This window comes from Nocardia sp. PLKS1-43, from assembly GCF_059510335.1.
In genome coordinates, this window is the sequence record NZ_JCAJZQ010000003.1 from 1 (window position 1) to 19,650 (window position 19,650).

Annotated in this window: 1 protein-coding gene (only partly in view); it reads left to right on the plus strand. The window is 66.7% G+C overall.

Annotated features, from left to right (window positions below; all coding sequences use genetic code 11):
- Positions 1 to 130: 130 nt before the first annotated feature.
- Positions 131 to 19,650, plus strand: the 5' portion of a protein-coding gene (locus AC5WS7_RS12050) for a toxin glutamine deamidase domain-containing protein (protein ID WP_495954549.1). Its footprint extends 10,564 nt past the window's final position; 19,520 of the gene's 30,084 nt are visible here — the first part of the coding sequence; its start codon is at positions 131 to 133; its stop codon lies off the right edge, out of view.

Below are 19,650 nucleotides of genomic sequence, written 5' to 3' on the forward strand. Positions count from 1 at the left end.
CAGCTCATCGCTGTCCGATAAGAAGTCCTGGGCATCGGATGTCAAGACCGACAACCCCACCGCCTTCGACTCACCCTCGGTCAACGGCAATTCGCAACGCGCCCAGAGCAACAGCGCCAATCCGCCGGCGGTGAACGAGGCCGCGCGCAATGGCAACGGCATCACCACGAACGGAGCCGAGCGCAACGGCGGCACCGTCGAGGGCGGCCCTCGAAACGGCAGCATCGTCAACGGCAACACCCACGACACCGTCGCGTCCAACCGCAACGGCACCGAGATCACGCCCGACAGCGGTAATCGCAACGTCCCCGCCGCCAATGCCAATCATGCGAGCCGAAACGTCAACGGCAACAACGACACACACCTGACAGCGAACAGCCGGACCGATCAAGGACCGCGGGGCGAGACATCGGCCGGAAGCGGTTCTCCTCGCGAAACCCCGGAGACCACACCCACGAACCGCAGCCGGAACGGCTCCTCGCAGACCAACCCCTTCACCCGGACCGCCGACCGGTCCGCGAACCCGGCATCCACGCAAAGCTCCCCGATCCGTTCGCCGGGGATCTCCCGTGACACGAGTTCGCCTGTGCGGCAGTCGATGTCATCCGGTGTCGACGGCGCTTCGACGCGACCGGCCCAGTCGCCCCGGATCTACTCGACGGCCACGAAGATCGCGGACGGCTCCACTCGGACCAACCCTTTCCGCACCAGCACTCAGGAACAGCCCCGCGCCGCCACCACCCCGGGCAACGGCAAGAACCCCTTCCGCACCGGCACGAAACTCACCGCCAACGGCACCGACCAACTGCGCGCCACCCCCAGCACCGAAACCACTGCGTCCCGCAACCCGTTCCGGACCACTGTCGGGGAAGCCCCGAAAGAGCCGAACACCGGGCTCCGAACCACCACACCGACGGACACCCCGGACCGCACCCGGTACCGCGCCACCGTCGAAGACCTCCCGGACGAGTCGGATGCGCCGCGACCGTTCCCCACGGAGACCCAGCGCCGCAACCCGTTCCAGACCACGGTCGAAGAGGTCCCGGACGAGTCCGCCGCCCGGTTCACCACGACCCAGGACACTCGCAACGGCAGCACACCGTTGCGTCCCGCCGACCAGACGCAGAGCACCCCGCTCACCAGAACCGGTCCCGACAACCGGACCGGCAATACGAATCCGTTCCGGTCCACCGCGCGGCAGGGCGGCGACCGGAACCTCGGCGGCAGCAGCCCATTACGTCGCGACGATACCGAGACCCGTTCTCATCCGGTCGAACCCGGCGACGATCCGCAGTCGCGCATCAGCACGCAGCGGCGCGAGCCGATCGGGACCTCGACCGAGGCCGGGATCGAACACTCGACCCACACGAACCGATCCGACGACATCTCCGGCTCCACCCACGAGCACGTCATCACCGACTACCTCACCGGTGCGCGCGTCGTCAACGATTGCAGCCGACAAGTGTTGCGGCGCTTGGCCTCCGACTTTCCCGGCAACCGCAGAATCCAGGCGCCCAAGGAGCCGGTGGGCCTGCGTGGCATGGACGCGCTCGAGTTCGAGATGCGCTCCACCGGAACACTGCAGAGCTTCCCCAACCACGAGGCGGTCGGCGAGGCGCTGCGCGAACTCGGTCCCGGAGCGAAGGCCGCGGTCATCGAAACCTTCCGTGGCCCGGCCGATCAGCACGGCATCGGCGCGCACGCCGTGGTGATGACCGTCCGGAACAAGAACGACTGGGTCTGGGATCCGGCCACCAATCGCGAAACCCCGCTGATCTTCCACGATCGCGAGGATGTCGCCGGCGTGACCGCGGTGCTCTACACCGCCGACGGCAACCCGGCCCACGCTCCCGGCCGCGGTCTCGACGGTGTCCGCGCGACCGGCAACGTCCGCATCGGCTCGTCCACCGCCGCCGAACCCCATCTCGGCGAGACTTCGGCACATGATGAGCCCGCGCCGCCGGACGACATCCCCGCCGCCGCAACGAGTCACGAGTTCGCGGGCCCGCCGGGCAAGGCCTGGGACGAGGTCACCGAACTGGGATCCCGCCCGCAGCAGCTGACCAAGGCCGGATTCGGCAAGAGCGCCTCGGGCACACACGATCTCGTGGTGTTCGGCGACGAGTCCGGCGCACGATACATCTGGTCCCGCTCCGGCGGATTGACCGACGCCGAGGGGCGTGCGGTGCCGAGGTCGACGACGCTGGATACGGTCGTGTCGGATTCGAGAATCACCGACATCCGCGTTCCCGGAACTTCCGACCACCCGGCGACGCGGCAGTCCGGTCCGGAAGATCCTCAGTCGCACAACGACTTTCCCGCCGGGTCCACGACGCCGAAACACGACGCCGAGGTGTATCGGCGTCTCGTCGCCGCGCAGGAACGTGCCGAGCAGCACCAGCAGCAGGTGAAACAGACCATCCAACGCTCCGGCAGCAGTGTCGAGGAGGCCCGGCGCGCACTGGAGACGGCCGAGGCCTCCCACGACGAGGCGCGCATCTCCGAGGCGCGGGCGGTCTACGAGCAGGCGGCCGAAGATCACCGGCAGACCGTCGAGACGGCCGTCGACGAACTCATGTCCGGCGCCGAGAAAGCGGGCACGGACGCCTGGAAAGCGTTCCAGGACGGGCATATCGGCCAGGACGATGCCTTCCCGCTGGTGCGCAGGCAACGTGTCTCCGCTGCCAAGGCGGCGGCCGAAGCGCTGCTGGAGCATTACGACATCCAGGCCGGAAAGGACCGGTCGGGACCGCTGGGCACGCTGCGCACCGAGGATTTGGAGCAGCGCATCCTCACCGGTTCGGAGAAGGACTCGCGTGCGGCGCAGATCGAACTGTTCCGCCGGGGTACCGGTGGCGAGATCGGCAGCCCGGGCGGCAAGGTGCTGCGCTGGACACAGCTCACCTCCGAAATTCTGATGCGACACGGCCCGGTCGAAATGGACACCGGCGAGGGCAAGGAATTGACCGCCATTTCGCGGGCGACTCGCACCGTCCTGGACAAGGGCATCGCCCATGTGATGACCAGTAGCGATCCGCTCGTGGTGCACATGCAGCACGAATTCGAGAGTCTGGTCGCGGGCGATCACGGCCTGGGAATCGATGTGTACCACCTGGATTCGGACCAGCCGTTCCCGGAGCGGGTGCCCGGGCGCAAGCTGATCGTCCTGGGCACCGCTCAGGATTACGGGTTCCGCGCGGTCAAAGAGGCGCAGGCGGTGGTCGACAAGCTGAAGGACAGCGGGATGTCGGCCGAGGAATTGGCGCAGCTGCGTGCGGATCTGGAACAGGCGCCATCGATGAAGGAGTACAAGCAGATCCTCGACGCGGCAGCCGAAAGCCGGGGATTGCCGGACCGTTTCGAGCCGTTCCCCGGCGGCGATCTGATCATCGACGAGATCGACGCGCAGCTGATCGACGAGCAGACCCACTACGTACTCTCGCCCGGAAAGTCGGGCCCCGCCGACGAGGCGTTCACGACCCGCGTGCACGACGTCTGGAACACGCTGCAGGAGGCCAAGGAACGCGGCGTACTCGGCCCGGCGGATTTCGGCAAGGATCCGGACAAGCGCGGAATCTTCGATTCGAAGATGACCCGTTTCGGCCGGGCCAAGTTGGCGATCATGCTGCGCAACGGCCAGCGGGACATCAGCGACGCGGACGCCGAGGAGTTCGCGCATGCGGCACAAGCGGAATGGGGCCCGGAGCGGAATTCGGACTACCACGTCAGCGATGACGGAAAGATCAAGATCATCTCCTCGCAGACCAATGACCAGGTCATGGACGATCCGGAGAAGCAGAGCTCGAGCCGGTGGAACGGATTCGCCAAATATCTCGAGGCGAAGAACGGCCTGTCGATCACTGCGGATTCGGAGCATTCGCTGAGCATCACCGGAAAGCAGATCTTCAGCGGCGGCCACTTCGACCACATCACCGGAATGTCGGGCACCCTGCTCACCCCCACCGAGGGCAATCCGCGCGGCGTCGAGGACGTCATGCACGAGGAGTACGGCACCGGGCCGATCTCGAAGGTGGACAGGTTCTTCAAATCACAGTTGCAAACCCCGGACGCACGGCATTTCGCCTCCGGTGCGGAGAAATTCGAGGCGATGGCGAACGACATCCTCGACACCGCGTTCGTACAGGATGCCAAGACCGGGGCATGGGAACAGAAGGGTTCGCCGCAGCTGGCGATCGCAATGGACAACGCCGATGTCGCCAAGCTGTCCGATGCGCTCCAGCACGCCGCGAACGAGCGCGGGCTCGAGGTGAAATTCGACAAACTCGATGTGGCATGGGTCGATTCGCACGGCAGTAAGGACCGGGCGAACGACGAATTGCAGAAGATCATCGCCAACGGCGGCGAGATGGGCCGAATCATCCTCGGCAACAAGATGATGGGCCGGGGCGTGGACATCACCCCGTCCAAGGAGGCCATCGCGCACGGCGGCCTGAAGGTCAAAATCAGTGGCGGCCCGGCATATTCGGAACGCGTGAATCATCAGGCCGAGACCCGTGCCGCGCGCAGCGGCAATCCGGACGGGGACTGGGCGACCGGCGGCACTCCCGGGGAGGCCGTGCACTACATCTCGCCCGAGGACTACCGCAGCGCCGCGCCCAACGCCCGGGTCAAGACGTTCATCACGCGTTATCAGGAGGCGGCGCAGGAACACCGCGATGCCGCCGCGGCGCACCGGGACAACGGGAACGAGCAGACCGAGGCGAAACTGGAAGAGACCAGGAGCGCGCTGGACACGGCCGAGAAGGACCTGCGCGATCAGGCCACGCCCATGCAGAAGGCCGCGGTCGAACAGCAACTGCTGGATTCCCGTCGCGCGGATTCGAACCCCTCGCGCGCACCCCCGCTCGAGGAGGGCGCCGATACCCAGGGCCCCGTCACTCCGCCGCCCAGATCCACCGACACCACGTCCCACCGCCCGGCCCCGAACACCGACGGCAGCAACGGCATTCACGCGGCGCTGCCCCCGGAGCAGCAGCGTCACCCGTCCTCCGAAACCCCGGGCGCCAACCGGTCTCCCGGAGCGCGCCCCATCGTTTTCCAGCCGCAGCGAAACCTGCCGACGATCGAAACCATGCTCGGCGACCCGGAATTCGGATCACTCGGCTCGGAACAGGGCAACAGTCCGCACTCCGACACCGCACCCGAGTTCGGCGGCGACCGCAGCAACACGACAACTCCCTCGCCCACCTTCCGCCCGGAAGACATCCCCGGGACGAGCGGCGAGCGGTCGGTTTTCTCCGCACACCTCCCCGCGAATTCGGCTGCGGCACAACACAACAGCTCTCTCCAGCAGCCCGACCAGAACCAGGCGGGCCCCTCGACGCCGGCGAGGTATCAGTACGGCACCCCGACGGTCGACGGTTCGACCGCGCCGCACGAGAAGGCGCCGCCGCCCGAAACGCAGCAACAGCCGCGGCCCGCACCGCGCGAATTCCCCGCGACCCTGGCCCCCTACGAACGTCCGCAGCCCGGCCCGTCGAGGTTCCGGCTCGGGCGGCTGTTCCAGGGGTTCTCCCGCCGGATTCCGACCGCACTGGTCGACGGCCGCCGGACCTACGTGCACGAAGAGCCGTGGCATCCGCCCGCCACCATGCGCAATCCCTATCTGCATCTGAGCGGCGAGGCGAACAACCGCAGACTCGCGGTCCTTCCCGAACTCCGGACCCGAGCGATCGCCGGACATACGGTGGGCCGGTTCGGCGGCTGGCTGGCGATGCACTGGCTGCGGCACGATTCCACGGGCGCCAACGCATTCGATTACACGACACTCACATCCGCGCAGCGCCAGGATGCGATCAACGTGATAGCCGGTCTGCGGGCGAACGACGAGGATCGTACCCTCGCGCAGTGGCTCCGCTGGGCGGAACTGAGCCTGGGTGCGGACGCCCGGCACGAAGCTCGCGATTCGGTGCGGTTGACCGATCTGCCCGCCGACACACGCGTGTGGATGTTGAATCCCTACGATTCCCACGCGCTGGCGGCGCAACGCATCGGCGCCAGTGACGAGTTCCGCGTCTACAACCCCCAGACGGGTCAGTCCGGGCGATCCCATGTCGTGGTGCTGGAAAATCTGATGCGCCAGCACGGCATCAGCGATCTGGTCATCGCCGGGCCCGCGGACCGATCCGTGACACCCACCGAGATCCCGGTGGCTCAGGCCGTGGCTGCCGCGCACGAACTGCTGCCGAACTATGGCGAGGTGGGTGCGCGTCCCCCCGAATACCCGACGTTGCCGGACTACACCGTCCCGGAGGATCCGGCCGCGGTATGGGGCGGTGTCAACTGCGCCGTCGTGGCGCTCGAGCAGCTGTCCACGTTCACCGGACGTCCGCGCCCGCAGGTGCCCGAATCACTCGCCGGAATCACCGGTATGCCCGCGGATGTGTTGGCGCACAACGCCGGTGCGCCGCTGACCCGGTTCGACAACCACGACCGCATCGCCGAACAGCTGACCGCGATCGGACCGGGCGCGGTGGCCCTGGTGGTGGACGACTACCGCGACTACACCGACTCCAATGGTGTCGGCGCACATGCGTATCTGATGCGCGTCGAAGACGACGGCAGTGTCGCGGTCCACGATGCGTCCGACCCCGATACCCGATCCTTCCCGCCGAACGTGCCGCGGGAGCTGGCGGGTACGCACGCGGTGCTCTACTCCGCCGACGGTGTCGCGAGGACCATGGATCCCGCGATGGCGGATCAGCTTCCGACGACGACCATGATCGGTGCGCGGTCCTCGGGCGACTCGGAACCGACCGATCCCCCGTCCGACTCGAATCTGAGTAGAACGGTCTGGAATTTCGGCGGGCATCGCAAGGGCGCCGAGGATTTCGTCTTCATCGAGCCGATTCGGGAGAGCACGATCAAGTGGCTTCGCCTACAAGCCATCCACATTGTGGAGACCGAGGCCGCCAAACAACTGGTCGCCACCACCAGCAGCACGAAACCAGCGGACGCCGAAGGTGCCGAACAGCAGGTCGGCGCCGACAACAGTAAGAAGGCGGCGACCCCGGCAGACGACAAGAAGCCGACGGACAGTGTGAGGCCGGCCTACACTGGTCCCGACGCCAAGCGCAAGGCAGCACTGACCGAAGCGCTGGCCGGCCCTCAGACCCCGAAGGACCCGTTCCACGCCGCCGTCAAACAGAAATTGACCTCACGCCTGACCACGGCGGAGATGTACCGCCTGCTCAGCAAATCCGGTATGCCGCTGGCCGCGGAATACAAGGGCAACCCGTTCCCGGTATTCCTGCGCGCGAGATTCACGCCGCGCGAGAACTCGCGACCGAGCAATGGCCCGGCGGTGAGCCTCCAGCGCTGGACCTACGGAAACGTCGACCTCGGTAGTTCCGCGAGCGAGCACAGCCAACGATCGTTCAGTTTCCCGTACACCCACCTGTTCGATCTGGAAAAAGGCAAACTGGTCAACTGGGGTGTGACCCCACAGATCAATTTCACGCACAATCAGCTGTCCTCGGCCATGGCCGTGATCGGATCGGTGCAATCGGTCATCAAGAAGCGCAGCACGGACGCCGAAGCGATATCACAGGACTTCGATGTGCACTTCGAGATGCGGTACAACCCCGAGGGGCTGGCCGGCGTGCTGTCACCGGATATCCGCGATCATGAAGACGACTGGGTGAAAATCGATCACGAAGCCGCCCCCGACCTCATTACCGCCTGGTTCCCCAACCATCTGCACGACAACAAGATAAAGATTCCTGAGGCCGGAAAGGACGATAAGCACACGCCGATTCCGTTCCATCGCCCCGCCGATTATTCGGAGTCGGACGAGAATCCGAACCCGCACATCTCCGTCGATCAGATGCCCTTCTACGGTCCGCTCGATTTCCCGGCCCACGACGAGCTGTTCGCCGACGTGATGAAGGGGTTCCCCGACCAGATCGAGCAGATCTCGAAGGCGTCGGCGATCCAGCTGCGGACTTTCTTCGGCGACAACTTGCGCGGCAATATCCCGATGATGCACGGCGGCTCGGTGCAATCACCGACGATGTACACCTCATCCGGTAAACCGCTCGGGTTCTTCGAGGTGGAGGTCGTCGATTTCCACGGCGGCGACAAACTCACCGGCCCCGTCACCGCGGAAGGCCAGTCACGGCTCGAATACAACGTGGTGCGCGGCCTGCGCACACAGGCTCGAGCCGCGATCTCCAACCGGCTCGGCGCGGCGATAGCGTTTTCCCTGGGCCTGGCGCAGGGCAAATCCGACAAGGCGACCGGCTATGCGACACGCGGCGGCAATATAACCCCCTTCAAGGGCGGGGTCACGCACCAGAACAGCCATGCGCTGACCTACGGCGGCCGCGGCTACATATCCCGCGCGCTGCGTCTGGTCGCGCGCCTGCTGCACACCACACCCGAGATGGAGATCCGGGTCAAATTCGTTCGCCCCGACGGAGCGCCCATTCTGCCGAAGCCGGGCACGCCCCTGAACAATACCGGAAAAAAGGCGTCCACGAAGGACGCCGTCCCTGCCGAAGACGGCACAAAACCAGCCACAGACGACACGAAACCAGCCGGGGCCGACACGAATCCGGCCACAGACGACACCACGCCGGTCAAGGAGACGACCGACGACACCGCGACGACCTCGGCCACCGGGAAGCGATATCCGATCAACATGCTGGTGCCGTCGAAGGCTTCCCTCGGCCGCAAACCCCAGGCCGGCGAACAACGCTTCCTCCCGCCGCACCTGCTGCATCTGCAAAATCTCGACCTGCTGACCACCCCACTCCAGGTCGAAATACCCGACAATATCTTCGACGGTATCGAGAAATTCGTCTCCGATATGGATTTCCTCCCCTCGGCGAGCAAGGCGAACGACCTGCTCGACCTGAGTTCCACCGCGGAGGAACGCCTGGAGAATGCCCGCAAACTCGCGCAGATGAAAGCCAGGCTGACCAAGCTCGCGACATTCGATGAAATGCTCCAGCGCGGTTTCCGCACCGAATTCGAAGGGACCACCGCCGCCGGTCTGGATCCCGCCCGCATCACCGTCACGATCAAGGCCGTCCGAGAGTACGAGACCCCGGACGGCAAGTACGACCCGAAGGCCGATCCGAATCAAGGCGTCACCCACGCCTGGCGGACCCCCATCCTCCAGACGATGAACTACAGCGGCATCATCCTGTCCTCCGGTGAGGAATCCGAAAGTACCCCGCTCGCCGCTGATGCCGGTGCCAGCGCGTCGTTCACCAATCCACTCAACATATTCGGCACCCAGCGGTTGTCGAGCCTCACCGCCTCCTACGACTTCTCCTACGGCAAACCCAAAGGCAGCGGCGCCGGCCAATACCACGCCGAGGAGATCTACACCTTCAGCCCGAAGAATTCCGGGGAGGACGACTACAAAGGCGATGCCGGTCTCGAGATCTTCGGCATGCGCACCCGCTATGTCGCGGAGATCTCCTACAGCCACGGCCACGGGCCGGCTCCGATCGAGGGTAAGGGCAAGGTCAGCCTGGCCGTACCGCACTACCTGACCACCGCAACACCGAACACCGACCCGGTGGTCCTACCGAAGATCCGTAAGGATCACGGCGCCGACGGGGGCGCACTCCCCGCCGACATCACCAAGGGACTCGGCCTGGCCTCGAAGAAATCCATCGAGGACGGCGTCGGCAGGCTCCCGCTGGCCGCCGTCGTGGCCAACCACTCGGTCGGCGAGATACTCCACGAGGCAACGAGCGGTCTCATCGACGACATCGAGCTCTCGGTGGCGGCCGCGGCCGGCGACTTCGACCCCAGCACATTGAATATTCCCGGCAAATTCCCCGAGGACCGCGGGCCGATACTCCCGATCACCGAACCGCGCTCGGGGCGGACCGAAGATCCGTCCTCGTGGTGGCGCAGCCATCGCGCGAGCTTCCACTCCTGGGTTCCGGACCTGAGCGGATGGCGGCCGAGCCTGGGTCCGTGGTTCCGCAAGCAGGATCACGAGCCGGAATCGATCGATCTCCCCGAGCGCGGCACAACCTCGACCTCCCGCCCGGATGTTCCCGAGACGACCATCACCATCCCGAAGAAGGCGGTCACCACCGGTACCGAAGCCGAGGAGGCCCCGAAGCCCCTGCGAGAACTCGAGCCGCTCCCGAAGCCACTCGAGCCGGCCGAGAAGAAGCCGAAGGTCCCCGGCGCCTGGCCCGACGAAACCGAGAAGAACGACGACCCCGAGACGACCGCACCCGAGGACAGCCAGACCTGGGGTCACTGGGCGTGGACCAAGGCCACGGGCGTCGGAAAGTGGATATGGCGCACCGCATTCGGTGATCCCGCCACCGACCCGGCGTCTCAGGCCAGCTCGGTGCTGCACGCCTCGATGTCACCGCAGCACATGATCATGTACGCGCCACTGATCTTCCGCGACTCGTACAAATTCGAGACCGAGATCCCCGGCAAGGTGACGGGCACCGATTACAGCGTCGACATCCGCGGCTTCTTCGACAACATCAGGGCACTGAAACCGGCCGCGGTCGACACCGAGCACTGGCTGGAGGCCAACAACGCCACGACCCGGACCACGGGCGTGAACAAGGGCCACCGGGGAGCGTTCATCCTCGGCGGCACCTACGGCGAGGAATCCGATCACAGCTTCCGGCCCAGCGGCGGGTGGCAGGGCGGCAACTCCACCAGTACCCATGTCACCAAGGGCGATGCCACCGACAGCATGCGCGTGACCTCCGACTACGGCGGCAAGGTGTACCGGTTCGTCGCGGACGGCCACTACGCCGTCACCGTCAAGGCGGGCTGGCGCAACTTCCTGTCCGGCCTCGCGCACGGCAAGCCGTACGGCACCCGCACCCGCATCGTCGACGCCCCCAACCGGCTCGAGTTCTTCCTGACCGACAACGACCTGCACGACTATCCCGAATACAAGGCGCTGCTCGTGAAGACGGCCGCAGAGCAGGGGTGGAAGCTCGACATCATCCCGGAGGGGCAGGAGAAACAAAAGGTCACCGAGACCCAGGACGACGGCACCGAGAAGGAAGTCGACAAATACGTACCGGTCGAGCCGCGCCTGCTGTCGGACGCCTACGTCGGAAAGCGCCCCGACGCTCCCGACACGGCCAAGGCCCTGCCCGCCTTCGGCGGCGCCACCGAGGTCATCTTCGACGACGGTCGCGGCGCGCTCGAGAACGCCGCCACGACTCTGCTGGAGAAGATCTCCCCCGGCGCGACCGTCGTCGGCCACAACAACTACCACCCCGGCGTCGCACCGCTGATCAACGCGCACACCACCAGCTACGGCGTGCGCAACCTCGCCAACGCCGGATCCGAGGGCAAACACTCGTTCCATTTCGTCGACCGGTCCGGCGGCATCCCGCGCATGGTCGGCGTCACGTTCACCCAGCGCCCCCAATCGGACGAGGACATGCCGGACGGCCAGACCCTGGCGACCATCCAGGGCAAGATGGTCCCCCGGACCGCCGCCCTGGACAACGTCCACCGGCACATCCGCGCCGACGGCAACGCCTTGGTGGAGCCCGGCGCGACCAACGTCGGCAGCAGCCACAGTCAGAGCAACCAGCTCAGTGTCGGCCTCGGCGGGCAGAGCAATCAGCAGCGTCCCGGGGCGACGCTCGCGATCCAGCGCACGGGCACGCACAGCGAGGTACAGAACTCGACCCGCGACCTGAGCGCATGGCAGCGCAGCACAGCGCGCCAGTACGAGTTCAAGATCCCCACCGAATGGACCGTCACGGTCGACTGGCGGACGATGGACGAGACGTTGTCGGGGTATCTGTACGACAAGCTCGGCGACTTCCTCGTCACGGGCGGCACCGCGATCGCCGAGGGGCAGGCGCTCATCGCGACCGGCGAGTGGAGGGGCGTCGCGGAGGGCCTGGATCCCGACGAGATTCCGACGCCGAGTCAGTCCGAATCCGACTCCGTCAAGGCCACCACTTTCATGCGTGTGCACGAGGGTGACACGAAGCCGATCCCGAAGCCCGGCGAGACACCCGCGGCCGAGGTCGCACGCACCGAGCCGCAGGTGTTCGGATTCGATCCGACCAAGAGCAAGCTCGAACCGGCCAAGGCCATCGGGACTCCCGAGACCGTCGACCTCGAGGCGGCCACCGCCGTCAAACCGGCCGAAAAGGTGCCCGACGACGTGCGCGAGCTGCTGTCCGTGCCCTCCTGGAAGCCCGAGCTGGCATTCGACATCCGTGAATTCGGCGCGTCACAGCAGTTCGCCGAGGCGCTGTTGCGCGTCGACCCGTCGCTGCGCACCAACGACAGCACCCGGGTCGCCGAGGGCATGTACAACCGGCTGGTCACGCTGGTCGCGAAGGGCGATTTCGTCCAGTTGGGACCGCAGTCCACCGCGCCGTTCCTGAATGTCGAGCAGACCGGCACCATGCCGACCCCGCAGCAGCATGCGGCGGGCGTGAAGATCGGCGACACCGTCGTCAAGATGAGCCTGTATTCGCCGCGCGAGGAGGACGGCAACGACCAGATCGCGTTCGACACCTTCGAATTCTCCGTCGACAACATGGGCTCCTCGTCGAGCAGAAACACCAGCACCGCACTGAGTTTCGGATACAGCGGGGCCAAGCAGACCAACGACCGCGGCGGACCCAGCAGCATCCCGCTGGGCGGCGACGTCTCCGGCAAGGGCGGCACCGTCGCGATCGGCAGCGTGTTGCGAAACCTGTTCCGCACCAACGTGAAGGGCGGAAAACCGGAAGGTAAACGACTGCGTTCGGTGGCCGTGGTCGAGGTCATCGGGCCCAAGGGGACGCTCTGGGTCACCGGTGATCTCATCCTGCGTTCCAACGAGAAGCCGCCGGACAGTGCCAATCTTCCGAAAGTCATTGCACCCAAGGATGATTCGTCTCTCTTCGTGCCGCCGAAGGAGAGCGGGCCGAAGGGCGACGAGACCGATTCCGCGAAGAAGGCCGCGGACGAGAAGAGGGCGGCAGAGGACAAAGCCGCGGCAGAGAAGAAGGCGGCAGAGGACAAAGCCGCGGCAGAGAAGAAGGCGGCAGAGGACAAAGCCGCCACGGAAAAGAAAGCCGCCGAGGACAAAGCCGCAGCTGAAAAAAAGGCGGCCGAGGACAAGGCCGCAGCGGAGAAGAAGGCGGCAGAGGACAAAGCCGCCGCGGAAAAGAAGGCCGCAGGCGAGAAGGAGGCGGCGGAGAAGAAAGCCGAGGAAGAAACCGAGCCGAAGGCCCAGGAGGACGCCGAGGCGAAGAAGGCCGCACCCAAGAAGAAGCAGCCGACCAGCGATACCGAGGACGACGACACCAAGACCGAGGACCCCGACAAGAGCACAGACGCGGCCGAGAAGGCCGCGGCCGAAGCCGAGAAACTCGCGGCTGAGAAACTCGCAGCCGAAAAAGCCAAGGCCGAAGCCGAGAAACTTGCAGCCGAGAAGGCCGCAGCCGAGAAGGGGGCGACCGATACCGAGACCGGGCCGGATACGAAGTCTTCGAACGCGACCGCCTCGAATACCAAGAAGTTCGATCCGAGCGGTGCCGAGAAACTCGATCCCGAGGAGATCAAGGCGCAGGCCGCGGCGGCCGACAAGCTCGCTGCCGAATTGAAGGCGGCCAAGGCCGGGACCGAGGCGGAGGCGAGTGCCGAGGCGTCCAAGCCGAAGACCAAGTCCAAGGGTTTCATCTCGAGCCTGTTCGGCGGCAGCAGTATGTCGCCGAAGGTCGGACGCCAGACGGGCCCCCGATCGCGCGTCGTGGACGGGATCGCGGCCCCAGAGGGATTCGTGTGGGAATCGATGCCGCCGGACGGCGACTGCTTCTTCCACGCCCTCGAACGCATCATGTACAGCACTCCGTACGACTCGGCGGCCGAACTCGATCGCCGGATCCGCGACCTGCGCCTCATGACCGCCGCCGAGCTGGTCGGGCCCAGGATGGGCGAATACCTGCTGGACTTCACGACGATCAGGAACGCGGACCAGAACCTGGGCAGACAACTCACCACCGCCGAGGAGCAGAACCCGATCTCGGCCGCGGACCAGATCGCCCACTTCGAGGAGTACATCCGTCAGGTCAGACAGCTGACACAGCGCGGCGTCTGGCGAACCGACGTCTTCCACGTCGTCCCCCAGGCCGCCGCGGCCGCACTCGCCCGCAGCGGCGAAAACAGCCGCAACGTGCGGGTATACGGCCAGGACATGCGGCGGGGACAGACCTTCGGCCCGAATGCCGCGGCACCGGCCGACGCCGCGACCCTGGTCGCCTTCAACCACTACCACCTCGCCGTACCGATCGGCGATCACACTCCGGCGCTCACCCTGCCGACCAGGCCCTGGGACGATTTCGCCAGCCTGCTCACCTTCGAATTCGACGAATACAACCCGCAGGACGACACCCAGACCGCACCCGGTCCGGGCCGGATCGCGATATTCGGCGACGCCGAGGCCGCCCGCTACCTCTGGTTCCCGTCGGCCGGTTCCAAACCCGGCGAAATGCTCGACGCCAACAGCCAACCCGTGGATCTCACCTTCGGCGAGGCGCTCGCCGACCCGGCCGTCACCGTCGTGCGCACACCCGCCGTGGCCGAGGAAGCCGCCGGGCCGGACCTGAAGCAGACCGATCCGGAACTCGCCGCCGCCATCGACGAATCCGTGGCCGAGTTCCACGCGGCCGCCGCCAAGGCCAAGGTCGAGGCCGAGGAGAACAAGGACCCCGAGCTGGCCGCCGCCATCGCCCTGTCGATGGAGGGGCTCGAAAAGCCCGGGACCGTCGGCGACAGCGGGCTCGACAAGGGTTCCGACAAGGGGCTCTACGACGCGGACGGCAAGCTCATCCTCCCGCCGCCGTCCCCGACGGGCACGGTCATCCACGACCCCGACCACCACGAACTCACCCACGAGTTCCCCTCGGACGACGACATCTCCATCCGCGGCCTCGATCTGAACAACCCGTCCGGGAAGAAGCTGCCCTTCGCCACCGGGGTCGCCCCGCACCTCACCGACTCGGACGAGGACCTCGGGGGCATCGGACCGGTCGAATCGCCTGAGCTGCTGGATGAATCGGCGCTGCCGAAGAAGGAGACGACGCTCGACACCGAGTCGTCCACGGAGCACGACGAGCACACGATCAGCACACCCGCCGCGACCGAGAAGAAGCAATCTTACCATGCCGCAAAGGAATTCGACGAGGAGGTCATACCCTTCACCGAACCGGCGGAAGCCGGCATCCCCGTCGGCGACAGGGTTCGACAGATCCCCATTCCCGCTGTGGTGGAACATGATCCGTCCCTCATGGCGCACTCGCTCGACTCCGCGCTGCCCGCTCAGGCATCCCCCTCGACCATCCAGCACACCCCCTCGGACACCGAACTCGCCGCCGCGGCATCCGCCACAACCGCCCTACACACCCCCTCGGACAGCGAGGTGCTCACCCCGCTCTCCGCCGCGAACATCCAGCACACCCCCCAGGAAAGCGAGCTGCTCGACCCCACATCCTCCTCAACCGCCCTGCACACGCCCTCGGAGAGCGAACTGCACACCGGGACCATCACGGTTCCGACACTCCCCCCGCTCCGGCTCACCAACCTCCGATCCACCCTCGACGATGCGACCACCCTCCCGGGTTTCGACCACGAGGAATCCCTGCTCCCCACGGACGAAACGACCGTCGATCACACCGGCCGCCCTCGCTCGAATTCCCTGCCCCCCGAAGGCAATACGGTCCCCACCACCCCCGACGTGCCGCCCCGCCGCCCGAACCGATCCAACTCGTTCACCGGTTTCCCCGTACTCCTCGACGAAACCACCCCCAGCGTCGACCCCCGCATCTTCAGCTCCCCCACCAAACCCCTCCCCCTCGCCAAATCCCTCGAAAACCTGCTACTCCCAACACCTTCCGCCTCGGCCCGCCCCAAACGCTTCGTCCCCCACCTCACCGACTTCTCCCACTCCCCCGTACACCGCGACTTCCTCGAGAAGGCACCCTCCTCCGAATACCGCCCCATACTCGAAAAGTCCGACTCCACAGCCCCGAAGAACCTCGGACCGACCGCATCATTCGACGACCTCGAACTGCCCGAGGACACCACCTCCGCCAAGACCGTCGAACCGGACAAGAACGCCACCGACGACGCCGTGAAGTTGTCCGACGACACCCTCACCCAGAGCCTCGAACCAGCGACCTCCGTCGGCGACCTGAAACTGCCCGAGGACACCATCTCTCCCAAGGGCGTCGAGCCGGTCGAGAAAGCCGCTTCCGTCGACGACGTGAAACCGTCCGACAACACCGTCACCGAAGGCATCACGCCGACCGAGAAGCTCACCTCCCCCGAGGACATCGAATCGATCAGCGACCTCACCACCACCGAGGACATCACCCCGAAGGGCCTCGCACCAGCGGAGAAGGCAGCGTCCTTCGAAGACCCGAAACTGTCCGACAGCACCACTTCCACCGAGGGCGTCGAGCCGGTCGAGAAGCTCGACTCGGAGGAAGACATCATGCCCCTGGTAGATCCCTTGGCCCCCGAGGACTTCACGGCACCCAAGGATGTCGATCGTGCCAAGAAACTCGACCCGGACGAGGACATCGCGCCGGTCGTGGGCCCCTTGTCTCCGATGCCCCCGATGAGCTTCACGACCCCCGAGGGCTTCGATCCAACCGAATTCATCAAACCCACCGACGGCCCCGCACAGCCGAAGAAGCCCACTGCACCAAAGGATTTCACGCTCTCCGACGACCTCGTCCTCCCCGAGGGCTTCACGGCGCCGAAGAACCTGAAACGGGCTGCGTCCTTGGACGACGCGAAGCTGTCCGGGGGCGGCACCGCCGCGAAGGGCTTCAAGTCGGCCGAGAAGCTCGACCCGAACGAAGACATCATGCCCGTCGTAGATCCCTTGGCCCCCAAGGACTTCACGACAGCCAAGGGCTCCGAACCAGCCAAGAGGGCCGCCTCCGTCGATGACGTGAAGCTGTTCGACGACGCCTTCGTCCCCAAGGGCTTCGAGCCGCTCGACAAGCTCGCGCCCCCGAAAACATCGCGCACGGCCCCCGCGACCGACGGCAGCACCCCGCTGCGCTCCGGCGAAACGGCCACACCGGCCCGGCGCTCGCGCAACCCGTGGAACCGACTGCGGCGCTTCGTATCCCGCATCACCCCGACATCGGATCGAACCACCGGCGCCGCAATCCCCCGCCCGACCGAAGACACACCGCGCCGCAGCATCCGCGACCTCTTCCGTCGCCGCCTGGACCGGCTGAACCTCCGCACGCCGACCAGCGCTACGACACCGACGCCGCGCCCGGTCCGCAGCGACGGCAGCACCGCTCACACGACGGTCACGAACCGTCGGGCCGATGCCGTGCTCGCCCCGCCGCCGGCACCGGCCGATTGCGTCGTCGTAGCGCTCACCGCCATCCGAAACACCCTGCCCGGCACCAGAATCCGCATGCCGCGTCGCCCGTCCTCGCTGGCCGGCCACACTCGCCGGGAACTCGAACGGGCTGCGGGCGGCAGACTCCGCGGCTACCCCGACGACACCACGATCGTCCGTAACCTCCAGATTCACGGGCCCGGCGCGCAGGCCCTCGTCGTCGCCGTCCACGCCGCTCCCAACGCGAACGGGATCGGCGCACACGCCTACCGGATGTTCAACGACAACGGCCTCATCCGTGTCGACGACGCCGCCGACCCCACCCACACCCTGCCCGGCCGGCAACGCCCGGCCGGCGTGCACGCCATCCTCTACACCCCCGAGGGCAATACGGTCCGCCCCCTGCTCCCTCGCAGGACGACGGTCCCGGAATTCCCCGCCGACATCCGCATCGGCGCACCCGAGGACCGGCCGGGCGGCAGCCGTACCTCGTCCACCGCCGCCGACCGGACCGGCAGCTCATCGCTGATTCCACACGGCGACACGGCATCCAGTCAGACCGGCCACCGAAATACGGGTCCGGGAATCGACGGCACCGCTCGCGCCACCGACTCGGCACCGGGCTCCGCACGCAGACGCGGATTGCAACGACTCCAGGGCTTCGTATCCCGCCTGCGTAGCCGGAACACCGCCGTAGCGTCGTCCTCGGCACAGTCGACATCCTCTGCGGCACGGGGCAATAGAACCCTGCCCACGGCGAATTCGTCCTTCCGCGGCATCCGTACCTTGTTCGGGCGCAACCGCGAATCGGGTGTCGGCACATCGGACATCACCACCCGAACCGCACAGCGCCTCGTCGACATCACCGTCCCTGGTGACGGAACCACCTCGCGCACAACACCACTCACCCATCCCGCGCCGACCCTGTTCGATCGGTTGAACCCGAGAGAGCGTTCCGCGATCCTCGCCCACACCCGCAAGCCCGCTGTGGTGGACGAGTTCCTGGCCGATCCCGACCGTTTCGTCCGGAACTGGGCCGCGGTGGAGGACACGCCGACCGGCATGGAGATTCTGTGGCCGGGCCGGCAACCACCCGCGTTCGAAGACCTTCGTCCACAGGTCGAGCACATGGAACGTATCGAGGACGAAATCGACTCGGCTCAGCTGGGCATGCTGGACGTCCTGCGCAATCTGCTCGCCACCGACGATCCGCGCCGCGAGTGGCAGAACGTGGTGGACGACTTCCACCGCTATCACGAACTGAACGACCACTTCCGCGCGAACCTGAACGCACCGTTCAGCATCGACGCACTCCGCGACCAGATCCGGCGGCTGGACGAGGCCACGTCCGCACAGCTGCCGATCACCATGCCCATGCATCTGGCCAGCGATGACAGCACGCTCGCCGACCGGCTCACGGCGGGCGGCGTGGGTTCGCAGATGCTGCACCACACCTTCACCGCGGCCGCGCAAACGCCGCCGACGCGCCCGCGGGTCGAGCTGACCGTGCCGCCCGGCGTCCGGGGCCTGCTGTCCGGCGATCCCGCCGAGCCGCGACTGCTGCTCCCCCGCGACACCGTATTCCGCTTCACCGGCGTCACCGACGACGGGCGCGTCACGGCCGAGGTCGTCCCGTCCGAGCCGAACCGCGACGACGTCCGCTACATACCGACCGGCGCACCCCGGCGTTCATCGTGGGATTCGATCGAGCCGCAACCGGATGCACTGGCCGACCAGGGCCGGCTCGTCGGTGGCGTGCGCTACTTCGCCGACGACGCCGCCCGCGAGAATTTCGCGCACAACGTCCTGCGCACCTGGGACGACCTCTCCGACGAGGTGCGGCACACCCTCCGCCGGTACGAAGAGGGCGCCCTGATCAATATCGCACTGCGCCGGGGCACGGCGTCCGGGATCGATCGGTGGGTCGCCCATCTGGTCGACAGCGCCGAGCAGTGGAAGGCCCGCGAGGACGAGCTGCGACGCGCCGGGGTGTCGCCCTGGTCGTCCGACGCGGAGCAGTTGGCGGTTCCGAGCACACTCCTGGATGCCCGGCCCGGCGCGCGGTGGGAGCAGATCCGATCCGACGCCCGCATGCACGATCTGGTGCGCGAGCACTTCGTTCCCCGTGGCTCTTCCGAACCGCTCACCCCCGGCCCACTGCACGAACATATGCGGGTGCTCGACGAGGTGACCGGCACACCGCTGCGGCTGGACGGAACGGTACAGGTCACCCGCAGCCTCAGCACGATCGATTTCCTGACCGCCGCGGACGGGCAGCGCCTCGGCGACCGGAACCCCGA